Raw genomic sequence first — 16,498 nt, 5'->3', positions numbered from 1 at the left:
ACTTCTCAATATATAGATTATCTACTTTGAATAAAACGTTCAGATTTCTTGCATTAATGACAACTGTCTTTCTTTCTCTCGGAGCAAGAGCTGAATCCCTACCTGAAAGAATCGATAATTTTGTGGGGCTTTTTGATTTTGACAAGGCCACAGCTTCTTACGATATCCGTGTGATTCAGGCTGATTTCCCTACCCAGTTACTGACACCTCTTTCAATGTTGCCACAAACATCTAAGTATCCTTTAAAGGAAATCCAACTACTTTATAAGTTGGCTCAAAATTGCAGTGGAACATTACCTTTAAGCCCATTGATTACTGAACCTTTAGTTTTTACTCGAGCAATGTGTGCTGGAAGAAAACTCTCTAAAAAATGGTTTGCACGTAGCGGCTTGATCCATCCAGGAGGCGGAACGTATGCGGCTCGGTATATTGCAAAGTACCCGGAAATGTCCGACGAACTGCATAAGTACATGCACATAAAAGAACGCCGAATTGATATGCCCACTTCATTACTTGGTCGTCTTCAAGTCATGGACGAAAAAACAGTGATTTCTCTTATCCGCGGATCAACGATGTTTATTGAAAACAATGAGTTGTGGCTAAGACGTGGAAATCAATACTATTTATTTGAGCCAAGCCTATGGAAAGATAACATTAAAAAGGCTGGGTTGAGTTTCAAATTGTCCTCAGAAACAAACACCTGTTTTGTTCAACGAGGCAATTTATGCTGGGAAGTTGAAGATCATTCTGATTTACTGCGGGTCAGTATGATCAGTTTGATCATCGCCAATATCTTATTAGTAGTTGGCTGGGTGATCTATCGATGGAATGCCAAAAGACAAGAATTAAAAAGTAGAATGCTGGTTTTGCAAATTCTTACTCATGAATTGAGAACACCTATCGCTAGCCTATCGCTAACTGTAGAAGGTTTCCGCCGAGAATTTGAGCGTTTACCTGAATCGGTTTATGATGAATTCAGACGCTTGTGCGAAGATACCCGACGATTACGGCAACTAGCAGAAGCAAGTAAGGACTATCTTCAATCTGATAGTCGACCTTTAGCCACCGAATGGATTCCTTCAGTAGAAGAATGGTTAAGGTTTAAAGCGGAAGATGAGTTCGATGCTGACGTTAACTTGACTATTAACCAAGATATAGCGGCTAAAATCAATATATATTGGTTAGGAACATGTATCGATAATCTAATCCGCAATGCTATCAAATATGGCGTGGCACCAGTGACCCTTAATGTCGTAACGCGAGAGAAATCCATTCGTATTGAAGTTATTGACCAAGGGAAGCTAACCACAAGGGATTGGCGAACTTTGCGAAAACCGTTCGTAAGTAAAAGTGGCTTAGGACTCGGCCTTACGATTGTCGAATCGATGGTTGGACGAATGGGTGGGAAAATGTCCCTCATCGGTCCACCAACAACATTTATTTTGGAGATACCTTGTGAAACAGACACTGCTACTTGTTGAAGATGACAAGAATCTAGCTGACGGACTTCTAGTTAGTCTAGAGTTAGCTGGTTATAATTGCCTGCACGCTGAAATGATCGCTGATGTGGAGCAGCATTGGGCTGAAGCAGACTTGGTTATTCTCGATAGGCAATTACCCGATGGTGATTCAGTTGAACACCTACCAGGCTGGAAAACAATTAAAGATGTACCCGTGATTTTGCTTACTGCACTCGTTACAGTCAAAGATAAAGTAAGGGGGCTGGACTCAGGTGCGAGCGATTACCTAACCAAACCTTTTGCAGAGGCTGAACTTTTCGCACGAATTCGTGCGCAACTTAGAGCACCCGAGTCAGAAACTGATGACGCGTCAAAAGTATCAACCCAAAATTTGGTTATTGATAAAGCAACACGTGAAGTGATTTACAAAGACGAAATGATTACGCTCACTCGTACCGAGTTTGATTTGCTGCTGTTTTTAGCGAGCAATCTTGGTCGTGTATTCACACGTGACGAGCTACTTGATCATGTCTGGGGTTACAACCATTTCCCTACAACTCGAACGGTCGATACGCATGTACTTCAGCTACGCCAGAAGTTACCAGGCTTAGAAATTGAAACACTTCGTGGTGTTGGATATAAAATGAAGGGCTAATGAAAAAGTTTTTCTCAGCCCTAGCATTACTCACACTATTAGCGCCTTCAGTTAAAGGCGCTGATTGGTTTGAAACAAATACTCCTTTGACCCAGGTCCATCGATATTTGTTGAATAAAGATCTAGAAGCAATGTATAACGCTCTAGTTGAAGTGTGGCAACACAAACAATCGAAAAGTATAAAATCTCATATTAATAGAGTATTTCTTCAATCCCTTGAAGTCGATTGTGGTAAAGGATTGTCGAGTGAACCCCTTCCAGTTTGGTTACGGTCCGTGACCATAAGCCAGCAATCTGCACAAAGCCCAGGCCGTGATACATTCACTACATCGGTCGATATAGACTCGTTATCCAAAATAAATCAAATCCAGCTGTTAAAGTGGGTTGATAAAAAAATATCAAATGATTCAGAAGGTTATGAAACCATTAAGGGAGACGCTGTCAATAAGTTTTCTCGTTACGGAATTCGTTACAATCTAGCAGGTCCTTTAGAAGTCGGTTTATATAGTATTCAAGTGACTCTTGAAAGCGGGGAGTCTTGGAATCAATGGCTTATTTTTTCAGACCAAGCCTTGAAGCAGAGTGTACGCTGGGCAGCAAAGGACAAGTGGCGTATTGAGAAAAATGCTCTTTTAAACCCTTACTGTCCTTTGCCTAAACTGGAAGTTGCCTTGTACGATTATGTCGATGGAAAATACACTCAAGTGTGGGGAAAAGAGTACGAATCAGAATACCCAAGTCAACTCGAGGCAAAAGATATAGAACCAGACCGCTATGTCATTGCTGTATCGATAAAACAAAGTCGATGGCAAGGGCCGATTCTTTTTGTCCGTTCTCAAATAATTAGTAAAACGTTAGATGTTTCTCCAGAGGAATGAATTTCTATACAAATCAGTTAAAGTTTTCAAACTAAAAGCCGTTAATATTTTATAAAGGAATTAACGGCTTCTCTACAATGACAATAAATTTAAAACTCTTCGCCATTGCCACGATTACTGCTTCTACTTTTGCAAATGCAGCTACTAATACTGTAGATGCGCGCGGTGCGGGAATGGGAGGTGTTGGTGTGGTGTCTGGCTCTTATCTTACGGCTCCATTTTATAACCCCGCACTTACAGCAATCTATCGTAGAAATGACGACGCTGGAATGATAATTCCAGCATTGGGACTCAACTACAATGATGAGTATCAGATGCTTGATAAGATCGATAACGTTGTTAACTTGATGAACAATGGTGGTAGCCCTGAGGATGTCGATTCTGCTCTAAATGGACTAGAAGGGACCGATGCTAAAATTGATATAGGTGCGGCGGTTGCGTTTGGTATCCCAAATCGATTACTCGCTGCTACCATTTATGGTCAGGCATACACGGAAAATTTTGCGGCGCCAGATATTGATACAACAGGTTCAAATACCGCTGAACGAGTAACTCGAAGCGGAGTAAAAACAATGTCAGTCGGCATTGCGGAAGTTGGTGTGTCACTTGCTAAGTACCAAACACTTTTCGGGCAACATTTTTCTTTTGGCATCTCTCCCAAAATTCAAAGAGTTTATACTTTTACGTCAGTGAACACACTTAACGAATTTCAACTCGAAAACATTAAAGAGAGTTCATTGGGCGAAACCGCATTTAACTTAGATGCGGGGGCTCTATGGTTTCACGGACCGATGAGAGTAGGCTTTTCTGCTAAGAATCTAATGGCCAGAGAAATACAAACAGCGTCTGGTACCATTAATGTAGGTGGACGAGATATTCATTACGGTGACATATATAAAATGAACCCTGTGTATACCGTTGGTGCCGGCTTTGTAGCAGACTACTTTCAATTCTCTGTAGATTATGATCTAAACAAAGCTGAAAAGTTCTCTTCATTTGATGATGATACACAGGCACTAAGAGCAGGTTTAGAAGTTGATCTTGTTAGACAGATTCAGCTAAGAGCTGGATATATTAGAAACATGGCACGTGATACAGAAGATACGGTAACGGCCGGTATTGGTTTAAGTCCGCTAAATCTATTTGATATTCACGTTGCAGCGAGCTATACATCGAAGAACGCGATGGGCGCCTATTTAAACCTTGCCGCGTCTTACTAAAACACTATGCATCATTTGTATTTTGCTTTATAGTCGCCGTGATCTAGGGGAGGGCACATGTTAAACGACTTACCAACGTTGTCTCATGAAGAGCAACAAAAAGCAGTTGAACAAATTCAAGTTCTAATGCAGCAAGGGATCAGCACTGCTGAAGCCATTAAAATCGTAGCCGAGAAAATTAGAGCTGAACAAAAAACTGATTAAAAAGCCAAACCAAAACTAATATTTGGCATAAACATTATTAAGAGCCCTTTAGGGCTCTTTTTTGTGCCCGACAATTAACCATTCAAAATTACAATAGATACGCAATTGTGCATTGCCTTCATATCAAAACACATACCAAACAATGTCTACACGTTAATTATTCTACCTTTCAGTCACTTAGAGCAGAATAATCGACTGAGAGGTAGAATCCACTTAAGACTAGTGTAATTTTATTACACTAGTCTTAAGTGGAACAGAACGGGGTAGTGAAAAATACTGGCGTTAACACAAGGCCTCACGCGATAGTGAGTATTTACCATATAGAGCGGTAAAACTATGGCCATTCCGCTAGTTACATGTAGAACACGAAGAAGTAAAACTAATGCACTATAACTAATCGTTGGTAGCTAACAATAATTTGCTACCGTGCTCGTAAATAACCCGCAAACATCCTAACCATACTAACTAAGCCAAACGCTAAAGCTACTTGTAGCGTCCCGACAAGTGGATGCTATATTATTGATTTAAGTTACAGTGTGACATCTGACTGTTTATGATGCCGTTAATCAGCTAGGCTATACTAACAGTTTGTTTAACTAATTAAATTACTACTGTTATCCTTAATCAAACCATTCTTTAAATGTGCAAAAAATCGATTAAAATAGAACACTTTCTCGACGAACTGAACCCTGTGAACTATTGGTACAGATAATCTAAATTCTAAGCTCTTTTATTACTCGACCGTACTGAGTTTGACCTACTTATTTGTGTTTTTCTTGTTTTACATGAAAAGTCGAGTGTTTATCGCTGTAGAAAGTAACCAGATTACTATGCTCATGAAGGTATTCGTGGATTGCCAACATGTAATCCAACGCCGATTCGATTTTACTGAATCTTAAGTTCATCAAGCGACCAGTCGCATCATCGATGAAGACCAGTAGGCAGCACTTGTCACTGCGTCCTTCAAACCAATCATGGTGTGAGCCATCGATTTGAAAGAGTTCACCGAGACAATCACGACGAAGTGAGGCTGATAGACCCTAGGCTTTCGCTTGGTGTGAGGAGTCTAAAGGCCGTCAGCGATCATCCATTGACGGAGCGTTTCTTTAGAAACAGTCAGATTGTGATCCTCCGAGAGTTATCATAGCGGCGGTTGCTTGGACGACCACAAGATGAGTGCCAAGCATAAGTTAAAAGTTGATTTAGCAAGCGTCTGACATGTCGAGTAGAGATATTTAAAATATCAGCAGCGTCGATTTGTCGTAAGCGTTTTTCTCGCACATCTGTTGGGACTTTGAATCGATTAATCTCGTTATCACTCATAGCAATTAACATCAGTTTAGGTCCTCGAAGCTAAGTAATGTTTTAAGCTTAGGAGGACATTTTAAAGTTTCTCAAACCAAACATTACTATATTGCTCTTACAATCCCTATGCGCATTATGTATATTATGTTAAATGAGATCTAAGTTCGTATATGCCTATTAACCGGTACTTCACTCTTATGCCGCTATTTCTTCTTACTGTGTATTTCTTCTTTCGGTGATATTCAAAATACTTAATTTAACCTTATTTACCATAAAGTATATAATAATCAATCTGTTAATCTTTCGATTACCATCTGGAAATTATTATGAAAGACTAACCAATTTTGTTCTAAACACTAAATAATAACTAGCCGCAAATTTTGCTACAGCTAGTTATTAGCACCCAATCATTAACCACCGGATAATTTTACAGTGTGGCCTTTTTTCTCAAGGGTCAATTTAAGCTTATCGCGTACATCGCCCTGGATCTCAATGTTGCCATCTTTAACAGAACCGCCACATCCACAGGTTTTCTTAAGTTCTGCTGCTAGTAACTTAAGTGCGGTATCATCAAGATCTAAGCCAGTTACAATTGAAACGCCTTTACCTTTACGTCCTTTGGTTTGCTTGATAATGCGTACTACACCATCACCTTTTGGACGAACTGGTTTTGTTTCTTCTGGTTTAATTCTTCCAGTTTCTGTTGAGTATACTAAAGTCATTCTATCTACTTGATTGCTCTGCTTTTTGTTTCGCGATTAAGTAAGCTTCGATATGCCTTTGAATAGCAAGCTTACCACCTTTGATTAGTTTACCATTAAACATACAATACCAACCATTAATCTCGCCTGTATCATTACTAAGTGTATAACCATGGAATGATTCTTTAGATGCCGATGTTTTCGTTTCGTTTTGTACGTCTAAAGATGAAGGATCAATCAATGATGCCGTATCACACCACCAATCTATACTCTTCTTTACGCTGGTAAGCGTACCTTGTAACTCTCGTTTCTTTATCGAGACTTGCCAAATCTGATTGCTTTGTCCAACAGATTTTATAGTAAAGCCTCTGTAATTTGCTAAAGCCATTCTGACGTTCTCTATGTTCTGCGCTATGTCTTTGTATTGTAGTATGTTAACAGCTATAATCTAGCTATCAATTAAGTTATAGTGCATCAAAATGAAAAAAGATATACCAAAAATCCTAGATCAGGAACTAATTGATAAATATCTCGCCGCGCTTACAAGGCCAATAAACCTTGAACTGCTGAACGAAATGACGTCAGGAAAATATTCCCACAGTTCTCTGCTAGCAATTCGCAAGGATTGGCAACTTTTTCATGAGTTTTGTGTTGAGATGCACGTAAATAGTCTTCCTGCATCAGTTACCGCAGTTCGTCGGTTTATCGATAAACAAAGTAAATCTCGTAAATACTCTTCTATTAGACGTTATGTCATCACTATTGGCATGTTTCACTACCTTCTTGGTTTTAAAGATCCAACATCCCACAGGCAAGTTGGCTTTAGCCTTTCTGAATTAAGAACGAGTGAAAAGCACCAATCGGTTGAAACCAACCCTTTTACGGACAAACATTTAAATGAGTTAAACAAACGCCTATTTACAAGTAACGAGGCTTTAGATATTCGTGATTTAGCCATCTATTTCTGTATGTATGAATGTGCGCTAAAAAGACACGAACTTAGAGAACTCACTCACTCAAGCCTACGTATCGAGCCCAATTTAGTGGCTATAGAGATCAGTGATCAACTTTATATATTGAGCGAACAAGGTTCGATTGCAATGATAAAGTGGTTAGAGGTGAGTTCTGCACAAGGCGATATCGTCTTTTGTTCGATTGATAGACACGGGAACTTAAGTGGACGTCAACTTAATGATTCGTCGATATATAGAATTTTGCGACGGGCAAGTGCCCTATTATCTCTTCCAGAACACCTCAAGTTTTCAAGCCAGTCGGGACGAGTCGGACAAGTGAAGAAAAGAGCGAAAAGCGGACAAAATATCATTGAAATTCAAGATTTTGGTCGATGGTCTAGTCCGGCGATGCCATTGCAATACGCCGGAAAACTAGACTCTTCTGATAAGCAAAAGCAGAAGTTTAGACACAAAAAAGAATGGGATTGACTCTATTTACTTAGATCGCTCAATACAATCTCTTAGGAACTCACTAAATTTAAGGCCCGTATTCTCGACCATTTTAGGGAACATCGAGATAGGCGTCATGCCTGGAAAGGTATTGACCTCGTTCAGATAGACTTCGCCTTCATCAGTCAAAAAGAAGTCAATTCTAGATAAGTGCCTTAATTTCATGTGCGAAAACACTTTAAGTGAACTCTCTTTAATTAAATTAAGTTGAGAATCTGTAAGTTCTTCAGCTTCTACTTTCGTTATCGAATGACTATCTGCACTGTACTTTTCTTCGTAGGTATAAAAAGCATTATCTGGTGCGATGACTTCACCTGGCACCGTGACGTGGATTTGGCCTTCATATTCATAAGCTGCCACTTCAAGTTCACGCGGCTTTACGGCTTTTTCGACCACAACCTGATCCGAATATCCAAATGCACTATTAATCGCGTCCGCAAGCTGCGAGACAGAAGTGACCTTGTAACAACCTACGGATGAACCTTGTTTAGCCGCTTTAACAAATACGCTGCCCCATTTATCAAAAGCATCTTTAGAGCTAATGTGGGCCGATTCGTTGTTTTCCGTCAAAAATAGATAAGGCGTGTTGGGGATACCCAGTGCATCATACCAAAGCTTAGAAGTGATCTTATTAAAGCTATTGCTGCTCGCTTCAGGACAACACCCAAGATAAGGAATATCGGCTAATTCTAATAAGGACTGAATATCTCCAGTTTCACCTGGATAGCCATGAATACATGGTACTACGTAGTCAATAACACTAACGACTGACTCTTTGGCCTTGAGTTGCTTAGTGTTCAAATCTAGTGAAACAAGATTACCATCATTTAGAACCCAACCTTGCTTTGTGATTTCAACTTTAATTACGTTGTAATCAGCAAAACGCTTCAATTGAGCTTCTAAGTATCCCGCGGAGACCAGCGAGACTTCATGCTCCGCACTCGTACCGCCACACAAAAGTAAAATGTTCAGTTTTGACATGTAAAAACTATCCGTGAAAATCTATAGAGACATCATAAACTAAAGAAAAACAACATTCAGGTGAAATGTGTAAATTCGCAGTTAAATGCGTTTAGGTGGTGATTCTATATACGAAAAAAGGCAGTGTATGAATACTGCCTTGTGCTGTTAGTTAATTTAACTTGGTGAGTGTAGGGAAATCAGACTTCTTTATTGAGTCGATGCTTTTTACAAACGGCTTTAATTTATTGAAATCATCGGGTAGCTTTGTAATCGCCTCTTTAGCTTTTTTGCTTGTTGCGTAGTCACCGTACAATACTGTGTACCATTTAGTACCATTCACTACCTTGTAGTTAACCCAGATTGGTTGTTCGTTGTTAGGGAGCTTGCTCGAAAACTGCTCGACTTTTTCTCTGTTTCCAACCGCGACAACCTGAATAGTATATCCAAATCGCATGTTACTCTTTTCTTGTTTCTTAGTAGGAGGAGTAATCTTTACCGCACTTTTATTGGGTTGCTTTTGAGCTACAGGTTTGACTGAAGCTGATTGCTTCACCTGCGCATCGACGTGCGGCGTTTTCTCAGGTTTGGCTGGCGCGCTTTTCTCGCTAAAAGCACTTGCAGTGGCTACTACCGCAACTGGCTCTGAAACCGCTACAGTTTTGGGTGTAAAGTCTTCTTGGTAGCTTTCAGAGGTCACGTTGGTCGTATATGTACCTGAAGAGCATGCTGCTAATAATACTGATAATCCAACAATCAGAGTCTTTTTCATTTTATTTTTAGCCTAAGGTAGTTGTCTTTAAAATCATGCCGATTGAAGCCCGCATTATCAAGGCTTGTAAGCGCTGGACGCCATATCCTGTGACATGTTACACAATATTGGACTGACGGCAACACTATCATCTCAAATTAGCTTTGCTAACGGGTTAAATTGAACTTGCTCGGCTAATATATAGCCAAGTGTCTGATAATTAAGTTACAAGGATATCGTATGTCTTCGCTCGATACTCTGTTCAAACCCAACTCAATAGCGGTCATAGGTGCCTCTCAAAAACCTAATAGAGCGGGTAATGTTGTGATGAAAAATCTCCTTACGGGAGGTTTTTTAGGCACCATTATGCCCGTTCATCCTAGGTACCCTTCAGTAAACGGTGTGTATTGTTACAAGAGTATCGACAATCTACCTTTGACACCGGACATTGCCATTCTTTGCACCAACGCTAGCCGCAATGTGGCTATATTTCAACAACTCGCGGTTCGTGGTATAAAAGTCGCCATCGTCATGGCTGCCGATATGTCAGACCACCATGATGAAAGTAAAACCATTGAACAACGATGTATGGAGATTGCAAAGGAACACTCTATTCGCGTACTTGGTCCAAACAGTCTTGGAGTCGTATTGCCTTGGCTTAACTTCAATGCATCTTTCTCCCCCGTCACTGCAAAACCCGGCAAATTAGCTTTTATTTCACAGTCATCTGCGGTTTGCACAACCGTTCTAGATTGGGCAAACGAAAAGGACATTGGATTCTCGGCATTTTTGTCGCTAGGTAACGGAACTGACATTGATTTTGATGATGTTTTGGATTACTTGAGCCGAGATAGCAAAACAGAATCCATCTTGCTTTATATCGACTCGATTAGGGATGCCCGTCGTTTTATCTCTGCGGCTCGAGCTGCGGCGCGAAATCGAAGAATTTTGGTTTTGAAAGCCGGTCGCTCTCGCTCTACGCTCGCCTCCTGGATGGATGAGAAACACCAAACACTCGATATTGTTTACGACTCAGCAATACAAAGATCGGGAATGCTACGAGTAAATAACACGCACGAGCTGTTCGCCGCAGTAGAAACATTAACCCACTCGGTCCCGTTGAGAGGTGAACGACTTGCGATTATGACAAATGGAGGCGGTCCTGCAAATATGGCCTTGGATACACTGATGGATAAAGGAGGCAAGCTTGCCAACTTAAGTCAGGATGTCTTAGATAAGCTAAATGCCATTCTGCCCTCGACTTGGTCACAATGTAATCCTATCGATATGGTCGGCGACGCTACCTCTGAACGATATCAAAAGGTACTAGACATTTTACTTGATAGTGATGATATAGATGCCATTTTGGTAATGCACAGCCCTTCATCGGTCGCACCACAGGTTGAAACGGCCAATGCCATTTTAGACACGATAAAATCTAATAAACGTTCAACTCGCTTTAATATCCTTACCAATTGGTCTGGAGAATCAACAGCAAAGCAAGCTCGTCTGAGATTTACCCAAGCTAGTATTCCAACGTACCGAACGCCTGAAAGTGCCGTAACCGCATTTATGCACCTTGTGGAGTATAGGCGAAACCAGTGGCAATTAATGGAAACGCCCACCACAACTGAAACGATCAAACCTAAGCAACTTCACGACGCCAAATCCTGGATTGATGGTGCTCTGCAAGCGCATCACCAATCTGATTGTAAATCTGTTTTGTTAGACACCCACCAAAGTCACACGCTCTTTGATCTATTCGGCCTCAATACCCTACCCACCTGGTTAGCATCTAATGACGACGACGCCGTAAAAATCGCTGACACTATCAGTTACCCTGTAGCAATTAAGCTGCGCTCCCCTGATATCTTGCATAAATCCGACGTACAAGGTGTGATGCTAAACTTAAGAGATCAAACAGAAGTCCGCAACGCTACCAACGCGATCCTAGAGCGAACTCAATTGTCTTATCCGAACGCTAGGATTGAAGGTGTATTAGTTCAAGCTATGGCAAAAGTTGCCGGTGGGCAAGAGATCCGCTTGAAGGTTCAAGTCGACCCAACATTCGGGCCCGTTATTTTCATCGGCCAAGGTGGATCTGAATGGGAGCTTAGTAAAGAGTCCACTTCAGCCCTACTCCCACTAAATATGGCTTTGGCTCGATACCTTCTCATCCGTGCTATTACCAAAGGCACCGTTCGATTTCAAAAAACGCCCAACCCTGTAAACCTCAACGCTTTGGCCGAACTTATTGTTAAAGTGTCACAAATGATTGTCGCCTGCCCTGAGATTATAGAAGTTGACCTTCACCCCTTACTTATTAATGGCAATGAACTGACCGTCATTGATGCCTCAGTTTGTCTTGCTCCATTTAAAGGCGATGCCCAGCGAAGATTAGCGATAAGACCATACCCTTCAGAGTTAGAGCAAGTCACCCAGTTAAAAGATGGGACCAAACTGCTCATTCGGCCAATTAAGCCAGAAGATGAACCCTTTCATGCCGAGTTTATTAAGCACGTTACAAAAGAGGATCTTTACAAACGTTTCTTTTCAGACGTTGGTGAATTCAATCATGAAGCTTTAGCCAACCTCACACAAATTGACTACGATCGTGAGATGGCGTTTGTCGCAATTGACCTAGCCTACGAGCAACCACACATAATCGGCGTATCGCGAGTATTGGTAACTCCCGACAATAGCGATGCAGAATTTGCCATTCTTATTCGCTCTGATCTTAAGGGGGTTGGCTTAGGTAAGCTTCTAATGAACGAGATCATTGGCTATTGTCAAAACAAAGGAACTAAACAAATTTCAGGTATGACCATGCCTACCAATAGAGGAATGCTCACCCTAGCTCAAAAGTTAGGGTTTGAATTGGACGTTCAATTTGAAGATGGGGTTGCGGACATGGTGTTAACTCTTTCCAGAAGCTAAGTCACGCCCGCTGATAGTGAAATCACACATCAGAGTTTGAAGCAAAAACTCTATGCTGTGTTTTCACTTTAAAACCCAATTCCGTGTTAGATGACGGATGCTCCAGGACTTTGCTTCACCAATATTATTTCGTTTCCACGCTACCACGATTTCAATAGCGGTATCTTGTCCACCAGCGATTTTTTTTAGCTTTCCTTCAGAAACATACCTTTCTGCCACTTGCGTAGGAAGAGTTCCAATACCTAGGCCTGAGATCAGAGCGTCCACCTTTGAGCTGAAATTCGACACCGTTAGCCTTGTTTGTTTTTCAAGTACGTTTACGCTTAAAGCTGGTTGTTCACGTGCAGTATCTGCAATGGCAATAATGCGGTAGTGAGAGCGTGCATCATCATTAAAATCACCTGATCTTTTATGTACATAGTGATCATTTGCCGCGACCCATGTAACACTCATACTGCCTAGCGGCTCTAATTTAACATCCAAAGGCGGCGTTTCCGGCCGTGGGCAAACCAGTAAGTCGCAACGCCCCTGCTGTAAAGATTCCCAACAACCAGCCAGAACTTCCTCTTGCAGTTTAACTCGAGTGCTACTCACTTCTCCTAGCTTGTTCACTAGTGTGAAAAAGTTCTCAATGGGTATAATGCTGTCATAAGCAATAGTAATGTCAACTTCCCATCCATTGGCTAACAACCGTGCGTCATTGACCATCGCTTCTGCTGCTTTCAGCAACATGCGCCCTCTATCTAGTATCAAGCGTCCAGCATCGGTAAGGTTGGCTTTATGACCAGAACGATCATAAATAATAATATCGAGATCCTGCTCTAGCTTTTGAATTTGATAGCTTAACGAAGATGTCGCTTTGTCCAATTCGGAAGCTGCCGCAGAGAAACTGCCTCGTCGCTCAATGGCATCCAGTATATAAAGCGCCTCAAAAGTAATTAGTTGATTCAAAACTCTCTCCAAAACAAAGGCTAACCGCTTGTGTTATAGCCTAACACAGAGCGTAGTGTTTCGTCTTAGGAGTCTTTCGTTGGTAGCGACTGTTGTGATTTTGAAAGGGAGGTAAGGAATATTTCTCTGTGAAAAGAAAAGCCAGCATTGCTGCTGGCCTATAATTCATCTGAAAGAGTTTAAATAAAGTGTTGATGAATTTTAGTTTTGTGCTTTTTCGCGCGTTACCATAACAACAGCGGCTACAACAAACGCAATGATGAGAGCTAGCTCCATCGTATTCCCCTAGTACTTGTGACAATTCGAACCAATTGAATCATTGGTCACGACAATGATAACAAATAATCAAATAGGGATATAAATTAATACAATTTTACGCGACATAGATCAAAAACTAATCGAGTTAATTTCTCTATTAGGACCATGTCGCATAGTTCAACTCTTTAGTCTGGATAACCTTCTGGGTTATTCGACTGCCATAACCAACCATGCTTAGTCATATCATCTAGTGTACGCACAGCATGCCAACCAAGCTCTCGATTCGCCTTCTCCGGATTTGCCCAACACTCAGCAATATCACCAGGTCGTCTGTCGACTATAGCGTAGGGTACAGGTTTGTTAGATGCTTTTTCAAATGCGATAACCATGTCTAATACACTATAGCCATTGCCCGTACCTAAGTTATAGATATGCAAACCTTGTTTTCTTTTTAGCACATCGAGAGCGGCAACGTGACCATCAGCTAAATCCATCACGTGAATATAATCTCTTACACCGGTGCCGTCTTTCGTTGGATAATCGTTACCAAACACAGATAGCTTTGCTCGTCTGCCCACTGCAACCTGTGAAACGAAAGGCATTAGATTGTTGGGGATCCCTTGAGGATCTTCGCCCATTTCACCGCTCGGGTGTGCGCCAACAGGGTTAAAGTAGCGAAGTAAAGTAATACTCCAATCAGGGTTAGCCTTTTGGAAGTCGGTTAGACACTCTTCAACCATGAGCTTACTTCGGCCATAAGGGTTTGTTGCGCTAGTTGGAAAATCCTCGGTTATTGGCACACTAGCGGGATCACCATAAACTGTTGCAGAAGAGCTGAAGATTAGATTGGTAACATTCGTCTCGCGCATCGCGTCTACAAGAACGAGCGTTCCATTGACATTGTTATCATAATACTCAAGTGGTTTTTCAACCGACTCGCCAACAGCCTTAAGCCCAGCAAAGTGAATCACCGCATCAATTTTGTATTCAATTAATGCCTCTTTAAGTGCATTTTTGTCGCGAACATCGCCTTTAACAAAGACTGGTCTCACGCCCGATACTTTTTCTATCCGCTGTAGAACCGCCGGCTTACTATTGTACAAATTGTCAAAAATAACAGGCGTCATACCTGCTTCTAGCAATTGTACGCAGGTGTGGCTTCCGATATAACCAGCTCCACCTGTAACAAGTACATTCATAATTAACTCCCTGAATAATTGGGAAAGATTATATCTTACATTTTAGTATCTCGGCATGAAAAAACACACATATTGCGTATAAAAAGCCGCCAATCAACCTAAGGGGAACCCTAGCATTCATACACGACTTTCAATTCTAGTACGCTTTTGCGAGTGACTCTGGATATTGACGTTGTTTGGCGATAGATCTCGCTCGTGATTCTATGTCGGTTTTGCGTATCGGCTTACGCTTATCCGAATCGCCTGGCAAATTAATACGTTGTGTTGTGAACCATTTATGATAGATCTTTTTTGCGGCTTCTAATGAAGATGACGCTTTTACGATTTCTACTCTGGCGTAGTTCGCATGACCAAAACTTACATCGGCGCTACGCAGCGTAGCGTTTCTACCCGGAATTTGTTGTGCACCAAATAGAGGCTTACCCGCAACGGTTGCCGTTTTAAAGTTGGGTAAAAACTGGGCGACATGTTCAATCGCTTTTCTACCTCTCTCTTCAATAATGGTAGCTTGCCATCCATGGTTAATCTTGTTAATTAGATAGTTTGGCAGTTGTGGCTGCGCCGAACCATTCTTTGTAGCAGCTAATCCATCTCGAAATAACGTAATCTCTTTGGTCATACCGTGTAATTGGAACATTCCATCAGCATAAGGCGTGAGTTGTGCCATACCATTTGGTGTACCTCGTTCACCATGAAAGATGACTTCAGGCCACTTGCCGTTCTTTTCACTCCATTGCGTCACATAGGCCGCTTTGAATTCAACTAAACGCTCCTCTTTGCAGTCGAGCATATCGTCAATAATCCCCGTTTCAAATCCACAAGCATTGATGACAAAATCATAGAATTCAGAGGCATTATCTCCTAACTGAACGTCCCACCCGTTCCTATTGGGATGAAGTTCTTTTATCTCGGAGTTCAGTTTAACGTCAAGGTTAGGTAATGCTGCAGATCGCAATTGAATACTTGCGGCAACACGAAATAGACTCAAGCCAAATTCCTGAACAGCGTAGACCGGATATTTCAACCGTTCAAGGTCTACCTGTTGGCTAAACGGTATCAGCCAATGTTCAAGGTCGGTAAGGTCACACGGTTGAGATAACTTGGATAAGCGTCGAAGATCGTCTTTACTATAACTTTTAAAATAGTGAACCGGTTTTCCTAACACAGCATTGCTAGGATCATCATCGACGAGGTTCTGGTAGAACGCTGCTAAGTGAGTCAAACGCCTTTCTAGTGCTGCAGGGTCTCCATTGTCCGATACTGGAACTGCAATAACAGTCGGTCTTGCATTAACCACGTACGGATAGAACTTAACAAATTCGATTGACTGCTTTAACAATGATTCACATTGATCTAAGCTAATCTCTCTATATAAATTACCACCAGCATGCAAGTGACAAAATGGTGGACCATTAACTAAAGAATCGCCTTTTTCAATCAAAGTTACATCAATGCCCTGTTGTGCCAAAAACAGTGAAACAGTCGACCCTGCGACTCCTCCTCCAATAACAGCAACTTTTCTACTCAATTTCATCCGACCTATGGTAATCGTTATT

Annotated in this window: 14 protein-coding genes; 7 read left to right on the top strand and 7 right to left on the bottom strand. The window is 41.4% G+C overall.

Annotated features, from left to right (window positions below):
* Window positions 1–56: 56 nt before the first annotated feature.
* From vxrA to LNL84_RS09975, 5 genes are all read left to right on the top strand, one after another.
* A complete protein-coding gene (gene vxrA, locus LNL84_RS09995; protein WP_244357140.1) occupies window positions 57–1,481 on the top strand; it encodes a sensor histidine kinase VxrA in 1,425 nt (474 codons plus the stop codon).
* Window positions 1,456–2,115: a response regulator transcription factor VxrB gene (gene vxrB / locus LNL84_RS09990; protein WP_244357096.1), complete on the top strand. Its 660-nt coding sequence runs from the start codon at window positions 1,456–1,458 to the stop codon at window positions 2,113–2,115. Before vxrA ends, vxrB begins: the two co-directional genes overlap by 26 nt.
* Entirely contained in the window at window positions 2,115–2,993 is an 879-nt protein-coding gene (locus tag LNL84_RS09985; RefSeq protein WP_244357095.1) for a DUF2861 family protein, read from the top strand. Before vxrB ends, LNL84_RS09985 begins: the two co-directional genes overlap by 1 nt.
* A 77-nt stretch (window positions 2,994–3,070) precedes the next feature.
* Entirely contained in the window at window positions 3,071–4,213 is a 1,143-nt protein-coding gene (locus LNL84_RS09980; RefSeq protein ID WP_244357094.1) for a conjugal transfer protein TraF, read from the top strand.
* 57 nt (window positions 4,214–4,270) lie between these two features.
* Window positions 4,271–4,417: a YoaH family protein gene (locus LNL84_RS09975; protein ID WP_244357093.1), complete on the top strand. Its 147-nt coding sequence runs from the start codon at window positions 4,271–4,273 to the stop codon at window positions 4,415–4,417.
* Between the two features lie 1,715 nt (window positions 4,418–6,132).
* On the opposite strand, the gene yciH is transcribed toward LNL84_RS09975, so the two are convergent.
* Window positions 6,133–6,444 (bottom strand): stress response translation initiation inhibitor YciH, encoded by a 312-nt coding sequence (yciH, locus tag LNL84_RS09970; protein ID WP_244357092.1) that lies wholly within the window; start codon window positions 6,442–6,444, stop codon window positions 6,133–6,135.
* A gap of 1 nt (window position 6,445) precedes the next feature.
* The gene (locus LNL84_RS09965) at window positions 6,446–6,811 is read right to left on the bottom strand and encodes a DUF3319 domain-containing protein (protein ID WP_244357091.1); all 366 of its coding nucleotides are present in this window, start codon (window positions 6,809–6,811) and stop codon (window positions 6,446–6,448) included.
* Between the two features lie 91 nt (window positions 6,812–6,902).
* Here LNL84_RS09965 and LNL84_RS09960 point away from each other — a divergent pair, with 91 nt between their 5' ends.
* Window positions 6,903–7,865 carry a tyrosine-type recombinase/integrase gene (locus tag LNL84_RS09960; RefSeq protein ID WP_244357090.1) on the top strand — a complete coding sequence of 321 codons (963 nt, stop codon included), beginning with the start codon at window positions 6,903–6,905 and terminating at the stop codon, window positions 7,863–7,865.
* Window positions 7,866–7,871: 6 nt separating this feature from the next.
* Here LNL84_RS09960 and LNL84_RS09955 read toward each other — a convergent pair whose 3' ends face one another.
* Together LNL84_RS09955 and LNL84_RS09950 are read right to left on the bottom strand one after the other, a co-directional pair.
* Window positions 7,872–8,867 (bottom strand): D-alanine--D-alanine ligase, encoded by a 996-nt coding sequence (locus LNL84_RS09955; protein WP_244357089.1) that lies wholly within the window; start codon window positions 8,865–8,867, stop codon window positions 7,872–7,874.
* A 151-nt stretch (window positions 8,868–9,018) separates the two neighbouring features.
* Complete coding sequence (locus LNL84_RS09950; protein ID WP_244357088.1) at window positions 9,019–9,618, bottom strand: SPOR domain-containing protein; 600 nt, start codon at window positions 9,616–9,618, stop codon at window positions 9,019–9,021.
* Between the two features lie 219 nt (window positions 9,619–9,837).
* On the opposite strand from LNL84_RS09950, the gene LNL84_RS09945 reads away from it, so the two are divergent.
* Entirely contained in the window at window positions 9,838–12,534 is a 2,697-nt protein-coding gene (locus LNL84_RS09945) for a bifunctional acetate--CoA ligase family protein/GNAT family N-acetyltransferase (protein ID WP_244357087.1), read from the top strand.
* A gap of 63 nt (window positions 12,535–12,597) precedes the next feature.
* Here the strand turns inward: LNL84_RS09945 and LNL84_RS09940 are convergent, their stop codons facing one another.
* From LNL84_RS09940 to LNL84_RS09930, 3 genes are all read right to left on the bottom strand, one after another.
* On the bottom strand, window positions 12,598–13,485 hold the full coding sequence (locus tag LNL84_RS09940; RefSeq protein WP_244357086.1) for a LysR family transcriptional regulator: 888 nt from the start codon (window positions 13,483–13,485) through the stop codon (window positions 12,598–12,600).
* Between the two features lie 443 nt (window positions 13,486–13,928).
* Complete coding sequence (gene galE, locus LNL84_RS09935; protein ID WP_244357085.1) at window positions 13,929–14,942, bottom strand: UDP-glucose 4-epimerase GalE; 1,014 nt, start codon at window positions 14,940–14,942, stop codon at window positions 13,929–13,931.
* A gap of 136 nt (window positions 14,943–15,078) precedes the next feature.
* The gene (locus LNL84_RS09930; protein WP_244357084.1) at window positions 15,079–16,476 is read right to left on the bottom strand and encodes an FAD-dependent oxidoreductase; all 1,398 of its coding nucleotides are present in this window, start codon (window positions 16,474–16,476) and stop codon (window positions 15,079–15,081) included.
* Window positions 16,477–16,498 lie beyond the last annotated feature (22 nt).

Origin of the sequence: Vibrio gelatinilyticus, from assembly GCF_022836845.1 — a bacterium.
In the GTDB taxonomy this organism is placed as follows: Bacteria; Pseudomonadota; Gammaproteobacteria; order Enterobacterales; family Vibrionaceae; genus Vibrio; species Vibrio gelatinilyticus.
The sequence above is the reverse complement of the archived record's forward strand: the minus strand, read 5'-3'. Positions and strand labels throughout refer to the sequence as shown.

Excerpts from the sequence above, each read along its gene's own strand:
- vxrA (WP_244357140.1), top strand. The coding sequence starts at position 57 with ATGACAACTGTCTTTCTTTCTCTCGGAGCAAGAGCTGAATCCCTACCT.
- LNL84_RS09985 (WP_244357095.1), top strand. The coding sequence starts at position 2,115 with ATGAAAAAGTTTTTCTCAGCCCTAGCATTACTCACACTATTAGCGCCT.
- LNL84_RS09980 (WP_244357094.1), top strand. The coding sequence starts at position 3,071 with ATGACAATAAATTTAAAACTCTTCGCCATTGCCACGATTACTGCTTCT.
- LNL84_RS09975 (WP_244357093.1), top strand. The coding sequence starts at position 4,271 with ATGTTAAACGACTTACCAACGTTGTCTCATGAAGAGCAACAAAAAGCA.
- yciH (WP_244357092.1), bottom strand. The coding sequence starts at position 6,444 with ATGACTTTAGTATACTCAACAGAAACTGGAAGAATTAAACCAGAAGAA.
- LNL84_RS09965 (WP_244357091.1), bottom strand. The coding sequence starts at position 6,811 with ATGGCTTTAGCAAATTACAGAGGCTTTACTATAAAATCTGTTGGACAA.
- LNL84_RS09960 (WP_244357090.1), top strand. The coding sequence starts at position 6,903 with ATGAAAAAAGATATACCAAAAATCCTAGATCAGGAACTAATTGATAAA.
- LNL84_RS09955 (WP_244357089.1), bottom strand. The coding sequence starts at position 8,867 with ATGTCAAAACTGAACATTTTACTTTTGTGTGGCGGTACGAGTGCGGAG.
- LNL84_RS09950 (WP_244357088.1), bottom strand. The coding sequence starts at position 9,618 with ATGAAAAAGACTCTGATTGTTGGATTATCAGTATTATTAGCAGCATGC.
- LNL84_RS09945 (WP_244357087.1), top strand. The coding sequence starts at position 9,838 with ATGTCTTCGCTCGATACTCTGTTCAAACCCAACTCAATAGCGGTCATA.
- galE (WP_244357085.1), bottom strand. The coding sequence starts at position 14,942 with ATGAATGTACTTGTTACAGGTGGAGCTGGTTATATCGGAAGCCACACC.
- LNL84_RS09930 (WP_244357084.1), bottom strand. The coding sequence starts at position 16,476 with ATGAAATTGAGTAGAAAAGTTGCTGTTATTGGAGGAGGAGTCGCAGGG.